Here is a 15,187-nt window from a genome sequence, read left to right as displayed (position 1 = left end):
ATCCGGGGCTACTCCGGCTGAGTGGGGTCCGGCTTCGCGTCCTCAGGCTTCGCGAGTGAAGGCATCGCGAGGATGTAAGCGGCGTTGATGTAATCCGGGAACTGGAACATGTTCTCGAAGGTGATGACCTGTTCGTCGACCTCATCAAGGGTGATGGTCGGGTGATGCGTGATCAAACCAGCGAACACGAGGATGCTGAGTTGGGTCGCGTCGATGCCCTGGAGGCTAAGGCTGGCGAGGAGGTTCGACTCCTGTTTGGTGTAACCGGCAGCGCGGAGCATCTTCTCGGCGGTCTTGAGGGCGCGGTAGGTGTAGCAGAGGGAGTAGTCACCGGTGCAGCACTCGAGCTTGATTTTGGGCAACAGGGGATTTACAGCTTTAGCTTTAGCCATGGGGATCGAAGACTTTCAGAGGTTGATTGGGCTTAACACAGGAGGGCGTCCCCGTGAGGAGACGCCCCAATTGAACTATTAGGCTCCGGCTGTGAAGGCGAGAGAGTTGATCTTGATCGAAAACGAAGAGGTGGAAACCTTCGTCTGAGAGATATCGAACGACCCTGCTTCCGTCACGATGCCCGAGATGACGTAGGAGTCTCCGGTGGCGAGCTGTGACTGGAGAGGGTTGACCGGCAGCTGGAGTTTGAAGTCAAAAGCGTTTCCACCGGTCGCTTGGAGGGCTGCGATGAGTGCCAACTGTCCCGCGTTGTTGCTGACTCGGTTGTAAGTTCCGCTGAGAGTTCCGAAGTCAAGAATGGTGCCAAGATCAGAGCGAATCTGGCCACTATCAAAGTTCGTATTTTGCGCGGTCTCACGCTTGAAGCCGTCGAATTTGAAGTCTGTGAGCTCACCGATCGGAATGAAGGTTTCGGTGCCGGTTGCGCCGGTGACGCCGCCGATGGAGAGGACGGTTCCTGCTCCGAGAACTGCGGACTTGCTAGGTACGGGGACGAATGCTGGCATGGATGATGCTCCTGTGGGTTAGGGGTGAAGTTGCTCGTCACATAAAACTCGACCAACCCGCGGTATTCGAGGAGAACGTCGTCGTAGGGGAAGTCGATTGTCTGGATGAGGCTGATGAAGATGCCCTGCTGGTTGTACTGAGCCAGTGCGGCGATGACCGTGTGTCGCAGGGTCACAACGTCGTTGTAGCTCTTGCCCCAGCAGTTGACCTCGACTCGCTGACGTTGGGTGCCGTAAGTGTCTTGGGTGGCCTTGCTGCTGCCGCCGACGAAGAGGTAGTGGATCGCTGGGAAGATGAGCTGGTCTTTGGGGAGGACCACAGGATAGATGCCGCCGACTGCGAGCGCAGTGATTGCCTCCGACCCACGAAGCAGGCCATCAAAGATGAGTTCAATCATTGGCTACTCTCGTCCTGAAATCTCGTAGCAGAGGAGGGTGACCTGCTTGTTGGCGGCCTTGTCATTGACCACCGCTTTGATCTCGTAGGTGTGCGTGACGCCGGTGGTGGGTTCGATGTAGATGACTCGCTGTTGCGCTGAGAAGATGACGGAGGATGTCCAGCGGAGAGTGATTCGATATGTGGTTTGCGAGACAAATTCAGCAGTCGAATACAGCAACTGGCTGGCCTGGATGTCGACGCTGGCCCAAGCGCTGTAGATCGTCTGCCATGATGCCGGTGTCGGCTGAGAGAAGGGGTCGAGATCGGAGGTGGTGGACTGTGACTGTATCTGTATCCGGCGGTTGAGTTTTCCTATGTTCATCGGTAACTGAAGACCTGGACCTTCTCTGTGTCCAGCAGCGCGTTCACTCCCATGGGGATGTTCTTCAGGTTGAGCTCGCTGCTCGATGACCGGTTCTCATACCAGTGGCCGATAAGGAGCAGCATCGCGATCACGACGGTCTGTGGGCAGGTGTTGGTGTCCACACCGTCGCCGTATGATCCCGCGACGAAAGTGATCTTCACTGATCCCGGCTGGTAGGTGAGCACGGTGGGCCAGTAGGTGCCCTTGGCGGGAACTATGCGGGCTGGGATCGATGTGGTGTCGACAACGTATTGCGCTGGATCTAATGTCTGCGGTGCGCCGGTCGAGTCGACGTAGGTGATCGACGTGACGCTGACGGTTGCAGGACGGGGAAGGTCGATGGTGATCTTGTCCCAGAAGCTGGCGTAGTGGGGCCAGTCGTTCCGGTTGGCCGGATTGATGGTGCCGTTCTCGTCCCACCAGAGTGGGAAGTAGTCGAGCGTGCGCAGCCATGTCTGGTTGAAGAAGGCTCGGTGCGTGTACTTCTCGCAGTACTGGCGGGCCGCGATAGCGTATGCGCCAATGAGGAGATCATCATCCGGGAAGTCAACTTTGAGGTGGCTCTTCGCCATCTGCAGCGATACCGGCTCGACGGTGGGCGGTGTCACGAGTTGGAGGGACAGTGGCATTTAGAGTCTGGAGGCCTTCTCACGTTTGCGCTTCGGTGGGATAGAGGTGACGGAGTTGAGCAGGTAGGTCTTTGCTCGGCCTTCGCTGATCCAGCGGAGGCCAATGGTGTCAGGAACATCGAGGAGTTCGTTGACCAGGATGGGCCGAAGGGAGACATTCTCATCGGAGAATGTGTGCAGGATTCGAATCAGCATGGAAGACATCGTGCGAGGCCGCACCGGTCAGGGCGCGGCCTCACGCATCGGGCTAGATGTGAGTTGCGAGCTTCAGGAGAGGGTGCGTACCGGCGTCTGTGGAAGCGCCACCGACACGGGCGTAGGCGAGGAAGCCCACCTCCAGCGAGTCAGCGAAGCGCTCATCGAGACGACGGATGCTCAGGTCGCCATCGGTGCGCAGGAGGTAACCCTGGCTGAAGTCTCCGAAGAGCACGCCGGTGTTGCCAGCAACCGCAGCCGACGGGAGTGCCTGGTTGAGCACGATCGGACGACCGAGGATGTGGTCCAGCACTCCGGACGACGGGTTGGGGATGAACAGAGGACGGTTCAGCGTGTCCTTCAGGCCCATCACGTATGCGCGGGTCGTCGAAGACATTACCCACGAACTGGTTCCCTCGTACGCAGGGTCGAGCGCACCGTAGATCGCGGTGAAGTCGTCGAAGTTCGGACCAGTGTTCGCGACGGTGGTCGCGCCCAGGGTTGCGCCGGTGATGATCGAAGCGACGTTGGACGCGTTACCGTTCGTGATCAAGAACTCGAGACCACGGAAGTACCGCAGGCCGTACTTATCACGCAGCCAGGCATTGAGGTCGAAGTAGCTGTCCTCAAGCTCCTGCACGGAGACCTTCACCATGGTGGCCACGGTATCGGTCTGCATGATGAAGCCGGAGAAGGCCGGATCAACTTCACCGACAACTGTGTTCTCGCCGGTCATCGTGGTCAGGGTGTTGCCCGTGTCGTTCGACATGGAGACCTTGATCGGTGCACCGTTGTTGTTGGTGACCTTCTTGCCGACGATGCTGACCGTGTTACCGACCAGCTTCTGCGCGTCGATGAGAGTCGGCAGAAACTGCTGCGGGATGATAGTGCCAGCGTTGACGGTGCTCAGGTCGCGACGCTCACGGAGGATAGAGCGATCTTCCTGGGACAGGTTGTCCTTACCGAAGCGGATGTAATTCTCGAAGGCGCGGGCTTCGGCCTTCTGCTTTTCGTTACCTTCGACCGAACCGTCGCCGGGTGCGGGGCGGGGCGGGCGCTGGGTGGAGCGGGTCTCGGTGTCGAGCTGCGCGAAGCGCTCAACGAGGGTGATGTCGGCCTCGAGAGCTTCGACGTCAGCAAGCATCTTGTGGGCGGAGGTGCGCTGCTCGGCGGTGACAACATCCTGCTGGAGAATTGCCTGCGCGTCCGTGATCAGCTTGATGCGCTGTTCCTTCATGTCTTTCAGAATCATGGTGAGTCCTTTGAGTTCGCCGGTTGTATGCCGGGGGCTGGAGCAATGGGTTGGCGGAGGGCGCAGGACAGCGCACGGCGGCGGGCCGGTGCTTCGCAGCAGCAAGGCGGACGGGTGCGAATGAACGCATCAGACGGAGCTGACCGAGGACCTTGCGAAAGGTGGGGTTTATTTCATGCGGAGAGATGCGAGCTTGAGGCGGAGTTCCATGGTCTCTTTCCAGTCACGGGAGCCCATCTCTACGTCGTCATCATCGCGGTGCTCGCAGTTGGAGTCGCTGCATGCGGTGTCGGAGCAGTTGACGCAGTCGCCATCCTTGCATTCCTGACATCCACAGGTGCAACCTTCATCTCGTGTCTCGTTGATCCGAGACCGGATCTCCTTGGGTGCTGATCGGAGTGAGACTGAGGTGTCGGGGTAGGCTGGGGCGGCGGTGATCGTCACCTCGTAGAGGTCGACATCGAGCAGAGTACGAACGACGCGGCCTTCATTGTCCTCGTTCCACACATCGTTCTGACAGACGAATCCGAAGGAGCATCCGTCCACATCACCACGCTCGATTGAGACGACGAGGTCGTTGGCTGTGGTGGTGTCCGGCAGGATGCACTCGAAGCGCAGCCCGGTCTGATCGATGGTCAAAGTCAGCGTGCTCGACTTTGTGCGGCCTAGGACGAGTGAGGTGTCATGCGAGTAGAGGCAGAGCACATCAGGCGATTCCTGGAGTGTACGAGTAAACGTTGAGGAGGACACCAGCTCGAACCAGCCACCCATGTCCAGGGACAGCGAGTTGAAGACGGAGCTGTATCCGGACAGGACGCGTTGGCTCTTGTCGTTGGTCGCAACGCGGAGTTCGCGGGCTTTGATCTGGCGTACTTCGCGCTTATTCATTCGGTGTCTCCGTGATACTTGCTTCCGCTGCGGCTGCTGCGGCGTCGCGGTGTGTGTTGATGTGCAGCGAACGGATCGCCTTCACGAATTCTTGCTGAGCCTGAGCGTCAAGTTCTGCCTCGGTGAACGTCTCGGCACGCTTTGCCATGGACCGGCAGACCGATTCGATATTCTTCGCCGAAACATACGTGTCACGGTTCTCTACTTCTCCGTAGGCGTGGCTAACTGCAGCCTCGGAAATGGATATGAGGACTGGCTTGAACAGTGCGGAAATGGTGTCGAAATCACGCTTTTCACGCTTGATAAGCCGCTTAAACGCGTCTCGGTAGATCGTTATGTAGGCCGAGGAGTACCGGTTCAGCATCGACCGTTCAGCTGGGGTTGGCGCACCGTCAGGGTTTGGCTGAGGTCCGCCGATGGGCTGATCCTGCAGGGACTCGGTGTCCAGGAGACGGGCTGAGTTTTGCATGTTAACAGGGGACCAGTAAACATCTCCTGTCGGGCCGATTGGGTTGAGTCCGAGATCTTCACGCACATCGTTGGTGCTGAAGAATCCCCACTGCTTGCCGGTTGCGAAGCCGGTCATCGTAGTCGAGAAGTCTCCGCGCAGTCGTTCCGTAACGTCGAACTGGACGAAGAAGCGACCAGAGTTGCGTCCGATGACCGGGAGCAGCTTGCGGGCCAGCTCAGCTTCGAGCCTGGATAAGTACGGTCTCAAACTGTCGGTAATGAACATCAACGAGGACTGTTCGGCGTTCGAGTTTGATAGCTTGCTCGTGTCGCCCACCATGTGAGGAGGGATGCGGAACAAGGCTGCCAGCTCGGTGCGCTGGAACTGACGCGTTTGGAGGAACTGGCTGTCCTCCGGGCTAATGCCGATTGGCGTATAAGTCCAGGAACCGGGCAACACAGCGGTGCGGCCTTGGTTCTCGCCGCCCTGAGTACGTTCCCAAGACTCCTTCACTGCCTGCATTTCAGGATCGTCCAGATCGGATGAGGTGGAGAGGATTCCGCCTGGCTTAGCGCCATTGCCGAAGTATCGAGCACCGAACTTCTCTGACGCTCGTGCTAGTCCAATTCCTTGCCGGGCAAGCTGGATGGGGCTTAGGCCCTTGAGACCGTCGAACGAAAACAAAGGTACGTGGAGCACATCGGCTGAGGCGATGACGCGGAACTTACCCTGAGCCATTCCGTCGGTGGTCTGGTAGACGAGGTCTCCGTTGCTGTCACGCTTGGGTTCGGTGAGCTGAGGGTGCAGCGGCCAGAGGGCGACGGGGCGATCAGCCTTATCGCGCTGGATCTCTGCAAAGCAGTTTCCGGTCAGCGCGAGTGCGCCAACCATCGACTCCCAGAACGTGAATGATGTCATCTCCGAGTTCGGAGCCACTCCAAGCAGGTGGGAGAGGATGTGATCTGTGGACTCTTTGCGGCCCTTGTCGATGCGCTCGTACACCTTGACTGGCAGCGATGCGACGGACTCGGATAGAACTCTTACGCACGCGTAGACCGTGGCCTGTTGCAGAGCGGTCGAGATCGAGACCTGTTCGCCGCTGGCCGTCGGCTCGCCGGAGGAAGCCCAAGCGAGGAAGCCAGAGGTGGACAGCGGGATGGCGGGGTTATTGAGTGGGTCGCCACGCAGCTCAAGCTGCGTTATCGCAGGTGTCCGCAGTTCACGGGCGAATTGTTTGATGGCAGACTTGAATCCCATGCTACGGGTGATCCTTATATGACGAATGGCGTGAATGATTTCCTCTTCTTGGCTGGAATGACCATGGCGCGCGACATTCCAATGAAGAGGGCGACAGCTGGATCGATCTTTGCTTCTGGCTTCGGCTTGTCCGGCATCGTCAGATTGCCGGCAGGTGTCTCTCTGGATAGAACGTTACCCATCGACCATGTCAGAATTGGGTGTCCGTCATAGTGGAAACGGCCATCGTAGACAGCTGCTTCCAGCTCCTTCATGGCCGGCGACAAGACCGCAGGCGACGGGGAACCTCAGCGAGCGTTACGCCAGTAGCTTCGTTGATACGCTGCACGTACTGGTCCGCATAACGGGCGTCAAACGCCAGTTCCCGGACCTTGTACTGCTGAATGTCTCTGATGGCGTCCGCTTCGAGAATGGAATAGTCCATGCTGTTCCCATTAGTGGCGATAAGGAACCCGTCATGCTTCCAACGCTGATAATGCTGATTGGCTGGATCATTGATCCTGGCCTCAGGTAGGTAACAACGTGTGAATGCGTAATAGTGGGCTTTTCCATCGATGTCGCGCCGGAACAACCGGATCGTAGCGGCGAGATCAATCTTGCTAGCAAGGTCGGACGAGTGAATACAGACATCGTCCTTAAAGTCTTCGACCTTGAGGGAGGTATCAGCACACCGGCGGAAGAACTCCATGTTCATCCAGGCGGTCGCTGCTGTGACCCAGTGGTTAAGATGCTTGCATCGGAACGTACCCTGCTTCGCCGAGTTGCGTACCGCTTCGGCTTGAGCTTCAACCAGGAACTCTTCAGATACACTGACTCCGAAGTTCGGGTTTGCTTGAAGTAGGGCTTCCCTGCTGGTCCAATCGACGTCAGGGTCTGCGGTGTAGATCGCGCCGAAGAGACGATCATTCGGGATGGTGCCGTTGAGCATCTGCTCGACTTCACCCTGCTTGGAGTGACACGGCCCTTCGATCGTGTCGCCGGCGGTGGAGATGATGAGCTTGAGGGGCTGTGACCTGCCGACCATCGAGGTGGACTGGGCGTCGTACAGCGAAGAGTCTTTCCACTGGTGAGCTTCGTCACCGATGAACAGGTGAGTCATTGCACCGTCTCGGCCTGAGCCGATGACGGGCTTCATGCGTGAGCGGGTCGATGGTTGGATCAGGGACTTGGCGTTGACAACGATGCCGAATCGCTTGCAGAGCTCAGGCAGCCCTTCGAGCATCGCTTTTGCAGGCCGGAAGACTTCCCATGCCTGTTCCTCGCTCAAGGCGCCGCAATACGTCTCGGCTCCAGGCTCACCATCGAAAAACGTCATGTAGAGCGAGATGGCGGCAGCCAGGGGAGACTTGCCATTCTTCCTCGGGATCAGCAGGACGGCTTCCTTGAACCGGCGCAGACGGGTGTCTACGTCAACGAATCCAAAGATGGAGCACACGATCCACACCTGGAAGTCTTCAAGGAGAAGAGGACTTCCCTGCTTCTCACCCTTCTCATGGGGGCAGAGCTGGATGAACTTGCAAACCCTCTCGGCTCGTTCGGGGTCGTAGGTCCAGCGCCAGTCGGTGCGGGCTAGGTCATCCAGGTAACGCTGACAGGATTTCTGGATCCACTGGCAGTTCGGGATCTCGCCGGTGACGACACGGGTGCAATAGTTGAACGCACGCTGGCTAAAGTTTTCAGTTGAGGAAGTTGTAGGGATCGGACTCGGCCGGCTTACTTGATTGGTCTGGTTCGACATTCAACTTTGCTCTATCTGCCGGGGATAGCCCGAGCCTCCCCAGGCCATTCATGAGCTGGGCTACTTCAGACGCGCGGGATAGTGTCCCGCTACGGAATGCTTGCGTCAGCCTGCACACAACCTCGAGGATGATTCGGTCAGAGGAACCAAGTGAGCCCGCGGGAGCGCAGTCTACGATCTCTTTCCAGACAGCCTTCTCTTCCTTATTGAGGTGTTTGGGCGCCGGGCCTATAGCTGACGCTGGCCTCGGCTCTGCTTTACGCTGAGTGAACCGCTTCGGATTCTTCGCGATGGCTCCACTCAGTTCGTGAGCTTCGATCGACTTACGGTGAGCTGGCATAGGATGGTCGGTTTTGCTGAAGTGTGGGTATGAAAATGCGACCGGTGTGTGGTCTCGCGTGCCGCTGCCTGAAACAAATGATGACCCCATACCCCGTGCAGCACCTTTAAGACCCTGCCGTACAACGACTTACGTTGACTCTGCATCACAGAGCGTAGGTGCAATGATGAAACCAGTTTCTATTCCATTCGGATGCAGTATGGTTGGCTGTTCAGTTGATGCTGTTGGGTTCTTTCGTGAGAGAACAGACTCGTTCAGTCAGAAACATGGATACACATCAGTTCCTACTGGTCTTAAGTTCTGTTGGTGTGTCGAACATAAGAAAGCAGTGACTGACTTTGTTGATGGCCGACTTGGAACGTCAGTCTTGCTCTGATGTCTTGTTCACCTCGTCTGACTCAGTCTTGTCTACGATGTATCGCTTGGTAGAAGGAACCTGGTTGACGGCTCTATGGTTGCCGGGCATCATCGGCGGCCACACGCTGTTGAACGACTCTGATCCTGTTCGCTTAGACCGTATCCAAGACATTAGTTTCATTGATACACCTGATCGCAGGGTGAGTCATCATCTACCGTGGTCTTGATGATCTTCGTGTCGGCACTGATGCGTCGCTGTGAGCCGTCTTCGTTCAGCACCTTGCTGTAGAGCACAGGCTGTGTGCAGTCGACGATGACTGCTCTGGTGTGATGATCGTGAACGAGATAGAACTGGGCAACGTAATGCAACTCGAGTGTCTTGGGGTGCGGTTCGGATCTAACACGACCGTGCAACGGATAGATTCTGTGACCGGTCACGGGACACATGTCTGAGTCAGGAACGGTACACACAGCGTTTGCTGGAATCGGCCTGTGTCCGACGACGCTCACTGGCACTTGAAGCAGCAGCTCATCACCGTCATAGACTTGATAGACTTCACGACTCATTCAGTTGATCCTTTGTTCATTGGCGGTCTTGGCGCGGTGACAAGCACGGCAGAGTGACTGCAAGTTGGAAATGTCTAGTCGTCGTTCAGGTGACACTGATATTGGTACTTTATGGTCAACATCAGTTGCTGTTACGAGGCGGCCGGCTGCCAAACAGGCGACACATAGATATCGATCGCGCTTCAGTGCGATGACTCGCAAGCGCTTCCATGATGCGTCGTAGCCACGAGATGCTGCTGATCCACGCCACCGGTCATGATCTCTACGGTGATCGGCGTGGGCTTCACAGTATCCACTGGCGACCAGTTCTGGACAGCCCTGTCGTCGACATGACTTCTTCGCTGCATAGGGCATGACTACTTCGCCGGCGGGACAGATAGGTTCTTGATCGGAGACGGAACGAAGAGACCGAAGACTGAGAGCATCCCACCATATATAAGGTTGTGCTTGATCTTCAGCAGTCCGGCTGGAGTGAAGAGATCTTCGATGTGCTCGGCTGAAGTCAGGAACTGATGTGTCGTGAGCGCGGCGCCAGAGATGATAGTGACAGAAGCTGTCTTGATTGCAGTCTCAGCGTGTAGAACGCTGGACTTGATGGCGGGTAGATTCGCCTTGAGCTGGTCGGTGAGTGTCGACATTAGAATGCCCTTCCTACAGCGACACCGAGTAGGACCTGACCGATAGTGGTCAGCATCTTCTTCCATGCTGGCTGAATCTTGATCTTCTTGAGGGCAACGTTCTCTGTTGTGAGATCCGCTTCCTTCTGTTTCTCGAGAGTGACGGTTTGTTTGCAGCTGTTCAACTCAACCGACTGCTCTTTGCAGCTCATTGCGTTATCAGCCAGTGTCTTCAGATCATTGCCTGTGATGGTTGCTACAGGTACAGTGCCTGCTGCTTTATCGGCCGCGGTGGTCACTGCTGGTGTGGTCGGTGTGGCTGGAGTCGTGATCAGCGGTGTAATGGTGATCGGAGCCGGCGACGCCTGCTTGAGAGCAGCGATCGCCTGTTGGACTGTCTGAACGGCCTGAATCTGCTGCTGAATGGCTGCGACTTGGGTCTGGGTGTCGGCGTGGATCGCCTGGATCTGTTTGTCTATCGTGGCTTGCTGAACTTGCCCTTGCTGGACTGCCTGGGAAGCCAGAGCGTTCCTGGCAGCGTTGGCGTTCGACTCGTGTACGTACAGGAAGCCGACCGTGGAAGCCGCGAGGATGACAAAGGTCCAGGTACGGATGTGATCGTGGAAGATCGACGAGCTGAAGATCGAAGTTACTGTCGGTGCCTCTGTAGTCGGGGTCGTAGACATGAATTAGGTTCCTGAGGACTGCGAGAAGTGACCGGGAACTTCACTACTCCAAGATGTTGGCGAGTAGATACACGAAGGTCCTCTAGCAGAGCAGTGACTGTGTAACCAGTCGTTGGAGTAAGGAGGCTCTGTCTCCTGTCATCCCGTTACATGGCACGCTTGGTAGCTCAGGTCATCTAAACGAGCTCACCTCTCCGGATTGGCCGACTACTCAGGCTGGTACCAGATCAAAGCTGCTCGCCGCCGGGTGTTCATTCCGGACTCCCCAGACCTTCGTATGAACAGCTGAGCCGTTCGCCTGGGTGCATTAACCATTACTTGCTTACCCGGTCGTGTATCCGGGCGGCAGCTGCGCTTACGCCAGCTGCCCCGAGAGCGGATCTTCTCTGCTGTGAGGACCCGATCGTGTTGGCGGCCCACCCGATTTTCACGCCATGGATGACTCCAGGGTTTGTGACCAGCTGTGTAATCAGCTGGGGGAATCTGGTGGATGTGGACCCTTACTTCTACGGCTGCCAGAGCTATAGGGCCGCTCTTTTCTGACAGCTAATGGTGCTTATGTCGATCGTGCAATAGGGTGATGCTGGTGCCAAAGACATCACCGACTCTGCTCTATTTCAGTTGCGGAGGGAGTCTGCACGCGCTGGATGCCTGGGGCACGGAGCGGAGCGAGAGTCGGTGGAGTGGCCGCCGTTGTGCTGCCCATCTAGGGGACTCGGCCGCGGCCTGCCGGAAGAGTTGAGGCTCAGTGGCCTCTACTACCTTATTCCGTCCAAGTGAGGGAAATTGGCCCCTGTTTCAGCAAGATAGGGCACTTTATTTGCGAGTGACGATCTGAGGTTGAGAGTGCAAAGTGAGTGCACACCTGATTCATGTGGGGGATAGAGGGGCAGTCTGAGTATCGGCGGGATCGTGTATCCCCTCTACGTCGGCAGGCTGCTCGAGAACACAAAGGCTTCTACTGATCCACATCGGCCCATGTCGGCGGCTCCAGCCCGACCGCAGGGCCTGAACTCTCCAAACTCACAGTCTCCACCACTGTCCTTTGAGTATTTAAGGTCTCGTCTTTCGGGTGGGACACCGACATGCAGAATGTTGTTGTCTTGGCCTTGCTGTGGGTAGACAGTGATCTGAGTGACTCGGTGGAGGCTGAGTACTCGACTGGATAGTAGTTGTAATTAGGTTCGTTGCAATTCAGGTGTCGTCTACCGGCGGAAGCCGACCTGAAGCCTTCTGGGCATTAATTTGGTGTTTGTCCGCGAACCGCTATACTAGTCGAAAGTAGAAGCCCCGTACGGGACTTCCGAGTCAAGCGACTACCTTTGACTCGTTCCATCAATTGGATACTTTCGAATCATGACGAGCAACACCACCTCCCTCAAGTCCAAACGCGGCCGCAAGCCCAGCGACCTGGCCGACTTCATCGGGAAAACATTCGGACGATTGACGGTCATCCGGCGAGCTCCACGCAAGTCGGCTACAGACCGCAACCCTCAGGTTGAAGTTGTCTGCTCCTGCCCTAAGAAGAAGACCAAAGTAGTTCGCACACAGGACCTTCGTGATGGCAAGATCGTGGGCTGCGGATGCCGTGGCACGGAGACGTTCAATGATTTTCAGGACCGGCAGGCGCGCAAACTGGATCCTCGCGCTTGCCGGCAGATCTTCACGGATGCCTACCGCTTCCCCAAGCAGGACCCGAAGGTAGCCAAGCGGAATAACGTACACCCGTACGTTATCCGCGCTGTGGTTCGCCTCCACCAGGCTCGTTTGATACGCAAGTTCAAGGGTCTGTTCACATCAAGCAAATATGGGAATGCTCCTTCCCGCCAAGGTACTGGTTTACTGCTGGCCGAATTCAGATTCCTCCGTGCCCACTTCTTTCGGTTCCTGGTCAACTCGGGATCGAGGTATGACCGGTGGGCTCTCAAGTCGGAGTTCCGGGAAGTCACGACTGAGGATGAGGATGAAGGTCTGGTTCTCGAGTGGGATGACTTGGACGAAGATTTCCGTGCCAACACTCTCCGATGGAGTCCCGGCGCTGCTGAATTACTGGCAGCCTGATCAGGGCTTCTGATCTAATGCCGCGCCAAGCCGCAATATCCCTCTAACCCCTCCGCTCCGCCCTCCATCCCACCGACCGTCATTGAACGGCAACCGCGTCTCCCCCGGCGCACATCGAAGGTACAACTCAATGACAGAAGCAACACGCACAATCCCTCTATCACGCGCACTCGTAGCCCGAGTAGATGAAGCAGACTACGACGAGCTCTCCAAACATAAATGGTACGCACGCTACAGTGAGTCATCGCGCTCTTGGTACGCATTCCGATCTGGTTACGTCAACGGCAAGCGATCGACGATTCAGATGGCACGCCAGATCCTAGGACTCAAACATGGAGATGCTCGACAGCCAGACCATAAAAACCATGACACTCTGGACAACGTTCGAGGCAATCTGCGTATCGCCACCCGAAAGCAAAACTGCCGGAACCGCCGGCGACGCACCGACAACGTGTCAACGTTTAAAGGGGTCAGCTGGAACAAGGGTGCCAGTAAGTCCGGAAGATGGCGCGCGCAAATCTGGGTCAACGGCACAAACAAGCTGATAGGTCATTTTGATGATCCGATCGAAGCCGCGAAGGCCTATGACCGACGCGCTCGGCAGGAGCAAGGAGAGTTCGCCTACACCAACTTCCCGGCGGAACAGGTGGCTGCTTAATGACGACTCCTCCCCTGCTCATAGTCACCTCCGCAATCATCGCTGCATCGATCCTCGCATCCACCTACTATCGAGTCCGCCTTTCATTGCTCGAACGTAAATTCCGCAAGCTCGATCAGTAACCTGATCTTCCCATTTAGACCACGTCCTTCCCCAATCAAGCCGGCATCGATCCCCTCGATGTCGGCTCCCGCCAAGCACCAGCTACGAAAGAGACCAATGCCTCCTGCTACCGCCCTCGCCTCGTTTAATCAGACCGAACCCGAACCAGAACTCGTAGAGCGCATCCCCATGCACCAGGCCCGCGCAATCATGAAGCCGGCGCCGTCCTTGAAGCCCGGTCCATCGATGATGGATGGCTGCCTCATCGATGAGCCGGAGAGTTTGGCGATTCGTGACGCCTGGCGATTCGCATTCCCGATCCGAACTGTCACGCGTGAGCAGTTTGAAGAGATGACGACGCGCAACACGGTGGTGTTCAATGCATAGATTAGATACGCTCTACCGAGAGTGGACAGAATCGGGACGTCAGAATCCCGATGCTCTCCTTCGGGAAATCATAAAGATCGCACGGGCGATTGTTTGGAGTCGTGCACCTCGACATGCAGATGAGATCGCCCAGGAAACCGCAGTGTATTGCTGGAAGCATCTCGCGCAGTTCGATCCGGCGAAGTCTAGCTTGACTGGCTGGGTTAGGCTCAAATCGAATGCGACTCTCAATGACCATCTTGCCTGGATATACCGAAGCAGAGAGATCTTCGCCGACGGTATTGAGATCGACCAGATCGACTATGCCGGCGATCATGAGGGCCTTTCAACTCAAGCCTACGAGCGATTGAGAATTGCCTTCGGCGATCAGAAGCCTCTGCTTGATTTGCTCATCGCCGGCTACTCCATGACAGAATGCGAATCACTGCTTGGTCTCTCGCGTAAGGCCATCCGCTATCAGCTGGAGAAGATCAAGAAGGCTGCAGCATCGGCTACAGGAACTAACCCTGGACAGCTCAGAGGATTCGAGGATTGTGAATCTCAACGGGCTGCCTGACGATTTATAATCGACGTCATCAAGGATAATCTTGAGCGGGCAGTCGGTGGTCCACAACACCTGCTACCTGACTTCATCGGCTGAATCAAGCTGCTGAGGGTCACATGAACAACGCCCGATGCTCAGGCATCAGGAGTAACGTATGTGGAGATTGATAAATGAATACTGAAATGCTTGTAACACCTCCAGATGGTTCGATGTTTTATTCATCTAGGAAGTCGTTGGGTTTCCTCAATGCATTGTCTAAGTTGGGTGACCATATATCGTTTCGTGAAGCTCTGACCCTTGTAATTGATTGGGCGATGGATGCAGAGTCGGCAGAAGCGATAGCGTACTGGCTATGGCAAAACAAGATGAATCCTGAAGATGACAGTTTTTATGTCTTCGCGGCTAATCTTGCGTATGCCTTCGGTAACGATGGACACTTGGAACCATACGACATGGAAGGCTTTCTCGATGAGTAAGGCTAAGACCATTGCTGATCGAATCGAGGAGTATTGCTGCTTGATGACCGCGCAGCAGTTGGCCGAACTACTAGGTGAGTCGGTGAAAACACTGTATGCCAGAGTCAGCCGAGGAGCAATGCCAGCCGTGAGAATAGGTGGGGCGGTCAAGTTCGACCCTGTCATGACGGCTATCTGGTTGAGAGAACAATCGGCATAAACACTAAAGCCTCCGGCGAAT

At 56.4% G+C, this 15,187-nt stretch carries 24 protein-coding genes; 8 read left to right on the top strand and 16 right to left on the bottom strand.

Annotation, left to right across the window (positions count from 1 at the left end; genetic code table 11):
* Window positions 1-8: 8 nt before the first annotated feature.
* Together RBB80_RS16875 and RBB80_RS16870 are read right to left on the bottom strand one after the other, a co-directional pair.
* Window positions 9-392, bottom strand: coding sequence for a hypothetical protein (locus RBB80_RS16875; RefSeq protein ID WP_433963662.1), 384 nt, complete (start codon window positions 390-392; stop codon window positions 9-11).
* 78 nt (window positions 393-470) lie between these two features.
* Complete coding sequence (locus RBB80_RS16870; protein ID WP_433963661.1) at window positions 471-959, bottom strand: hypothetical protein; 489 nt, start codon at window positions 957-959, stop codon at window positions 471-473.
* A gap of 2 nt (window positions 960-961) precedes the next feature.
* On the opposite strand from RBB80_RS16870, the gene RBB80_RS16865 reads away from it, so the two are divergent.
* Window positions 962-1,375 (top strand): hypothetical protein, encoded by a 414-nt coding sequence (locus RBB80_RS16865; protein WP_433963660.1) that lies wholly within the window; start codon window positions 962-964, stop codon window positions 1,373-1,375.
* Here the strand turns inward: RBB80_RS16865 and RBB80_RS16860 are convergent.
* From RBB80_RS16860 to RBB80_RS16795, 14 genes are all read right to left on the bottom strand, one after another.
* Window positions 1,361-1,720 carry a phage head closure protein gene (locus RBB80_RS16860; protein ID WP_433963659.1) on the bottom strand — a complete coding sequence of 120 codons (360 nt, stop codon included), beginning with the start codon at window positions 1,718-1,720 and terminating at the stop codon, window positions 1,361-1,363. The two genes, RBB80_RS16865 and RBB80_RS16860, sit on opposite strands and share 15 nt — an antisense overlap.
* Window positions 1,717-2,391 carry a head-tail connector protein gene (locus tag RBB80_RS16855; RefSeq protein WP_433963658.1) on the bottom strand — a complete coding sequence of 225 codons (675 nt, stop codon included), beginning with the start codon at window positions 2,389-2,391 and terminating at the stop codon, window positions 1,717-1,719. The genes RBB80_RS16860 and RBB80_RS16855 overlap by 4 nt, the downstream gene beginning before the upstream one ends.
* Window positions 2,392-2,586, bottom strand: a complete 195-nt coding sequence (locus tag RBB80_RS16850; protein WP_433963657.1) for a hypothetical protein — start codon at window positions 2,584-2,586, stop codon at window positions 2,392-2,394. It abuts the gene before it with no gap.
* A 52-nt stretch (window positions 2,587-2,638) separates the two neighbouring features.
* Window positions 2,639-3,838, bottom strand: coding sequence for a phage major capsid protein (locus RBB80_RS16845; RefSeq protein ID WP_433963656.1), 1,200 nt, complete (start codon window positions 3,836-3,838; stop codon window positions 2,639-2,641).
* Window positions 3,839-4,006: 168 nt separating this feature from the next.
* Window positions 4,007-4,726, bottom strand: a complete 720-nt coding sequence (locus RBB80_RS16840; RefSeq protein WP_433963655.1) for an HK97 family phage prohead protease — start codon at window positions 4,724-4,726, stop codon at window positions 4,007-4,009.
* Window positions 4,719-6,434: a phage portal protein gene (locus RBB80_RS16835; RefSeq protein ID WP_433963654.1), complete on the bottom strand. Its 1,716-nt coding sequence runs from the start codon at window positions 6,432-6,434 to the stop codon at window positions 4,719-4,721. The genes RBB80_RS16840 and RBB80_RS16835 overlap by 8 nt, the downstream gene beginning before the upstream one ends.
* A 14-nt stretch (window positions 6,435-6,448) precedes the next feature.
* A complete protein-coding gene (locus RBB80_RS16830; protein ID WP_433963653.1) occupies window positions 6,449-6,688 on the bottom strand; it encodes a terminase TerL endonuclease subunit in 240 nt (79 codons plus the stop codon).
* The gene (locus RBB80_RS16825) at window positions 6,685-8,172 is read right to left on the bottom strand and encodes a terminase large subunit (protein WP_433963652.1); all 1,488 of its coding nucleotides are present in this window, start codon (window positions 8,170-8,172) and stop codon (window positions 6,685-6,687) included. Before RBB80_RS16825 ends, RBB80_RS16830 begins: the two co-directional genes overlap by 4 nt.
* The gene (locus tag RBB80_RS16820) at window positions 8,111-8,512 is read right to left on the bottom strand and encodes a hypothetical protein (protein WP_433963651.1); all 402 of its coding nucleotides are present in this window, start codon (window positions 8,510-8,512) and stop codon (window positions 8,111-8,113) included. The genes RBB80_RS16825 and RBB80_RS16820 overlap by 62 nt, the downstream gene beginning before the upstream one ends.
* A gap of 534 nt (window positions 8,513-9,046) precedes the next feature.
* Window positions 9,047-9,436, bottom strand: coding sequence for a hypothetical protein (locus RBB80_RS16815; RefSeq protein ID WP_433963650.1), 390 nt, complete (start codon window positions 9,434-9,436; stop codon window positions 9,047-9,049).
* Window positions 9,437-9,589 carry an HNH endonuclease signature motif containing protein gene (locus RBB80_RS16810; RefSeq protein ID WP_433969720.1) on the bottom strand — a complete coding sequence of 51 codons (153 nt, stop codon included), beginning with the start codon at window positions 9,587-9,589 and terminating at the stop codon, window positions 9,437-9,439. It abuts the gene before it with no gap.
* A gap of 29 nt (window positions 9,590-9,618) precedes the next feature.
* A complete protein-coding gene (locus tag RBB80_RS16805) occupies window positions 9,619-9,783 on the bottom strand; it encodes a hypothetical protein (RefSeq protein ID WP_433963649.1) in 165 nt (54 codons plus the stop codon).
* 9 nt (window positions 9,784-9,792) lie between these two features.
* Window positions 9,793-10,074 (bottom strand): hypothetical protein, encoded by a 282-nt coding sequence (locus RBB80_RS16800; protein ID WP_433963648.1) that lies wholly within the window; start codon window positions 10,072-10,074, stop codon window positions 9,793-9,795.
* Window positions 10,074-10,739, bottom strand: coding sequence for a hypothetical protein (locus RBB80_RS16795; protein ID WP_433963647.1), 666 nt, complete (start codon window positions 10,737-10,739; stop codon window positions 10,074-10,076). The genes RBB80_RS16800 and RBB80_RS16795 overlap by 1 nt, the downstream gene beginning before the upstream one ends.
* Window positions 10,740-12,095: 1,356 nt before the next feature.
* Here RBB80_RS16795 and RBB80_RS16790 point away from each other — a divergent pair.
* From RBB80_RS16790 to RBB80_RS16760, 7 genes are all read left to right on the top strand, one after another.
* The gene (locus RBB80_RS16790) at window positions 12,096-12,800 is read left to right on the top strand and encodes a hypothetical protein (protein ID WP_433963646.1); all 705 of its coding nucleotides are present in this window, start codon (window positions 12,096-12,098) and stop codon (window positions 12,798-12,800) included.
* 130 nt (window positions 12,801-12,930) lie between these two features.
* Entirely contained in the window at window positions 12,931-13,458 is a 528-nt protein-coding gene (locus RBB80_RS16785) for a hypothetical protein (RefSeq protein ID WP_433963645.1), read from the top strand.
* Entirely contained in the window at window positions 13,458-13,580 is a 123-nt protein-coding gene (locus RBB80_RS16780) for a hypothetical protein (RefSeq protein ID WP_433963644.1), read from the top strand. The genes RBB80_RS16785 and RBB80_RS16780 overlap by 1 nt, the downstream gene beginning before the upstream one ends.
* 97 nt (window positions 13,581-13,677) lie before the next feature.
* On the top strand, window positions 13,678-13,947 hold the full coding sequence (locus RBB80_RS16775) for a hypothetical protein (protein ID WP_433963643.1): 270 nt from the start codon (window positions 13,678-13,680) through the stop codon (window positions 13,945-13,947).
* On the top strand, window positions 13,940-14,503 hold the full coding sequence (locus tag RBB80_RS16770; RefSeq protein ID WP_433963642.1) for a sigma factor: 564 nt from the start codon (window positions 13,940-13,942) through the stop codon (window positions 14,501-14,503). The genes RBB80_RS16775 and RBB80_RS16770 overlap by 8 nt, the downstream gene beginning before the upstream one ends.
* Window positions 14,504-14,661: 158 nt before the next feature.
* Entirely contained in the window at window positions 14,662-14,967 is a 306-nt protein-coding gene (locus tag RBB80_RS16765; protein WP_433970072.1) for a hypothetical protein, read from the top strand.
* Window positions 14,870-15,166 (top strand): helix-turn-helix domain-containing protein, encoded by a 297-nt coding sequence (locus tag RBB80_RS16760; protein ID WP_433963641.1) that lies wholly within the window; start codon window positions 14,870-14,872, stop codon window positions 15,164-15,166. The genes RBB80_RS16765 and RBB80_RS16760 overlap by 98 nt, the downstream gene beginning before the upstream one ends.
* Window positions 15,167-15,187 lie beyond the last annotated feature (21 nt).

It is taken from the genome of Tunturiibacter gelidiferens, from assembly GCF_051013345.1.
GTDB classification, from domain to species: domain Bacteria; phylum Acidobacteriota; class Terriglobia; order Terriglobales; family Acidobacteriaceae; genus Edaphobacter; species Edaphobacter gelidiferens_A.
Note: the sequence above shows the minus strand (reverse complement) of the source record. Positions and strands in the feature narration are given on the sequence as shown.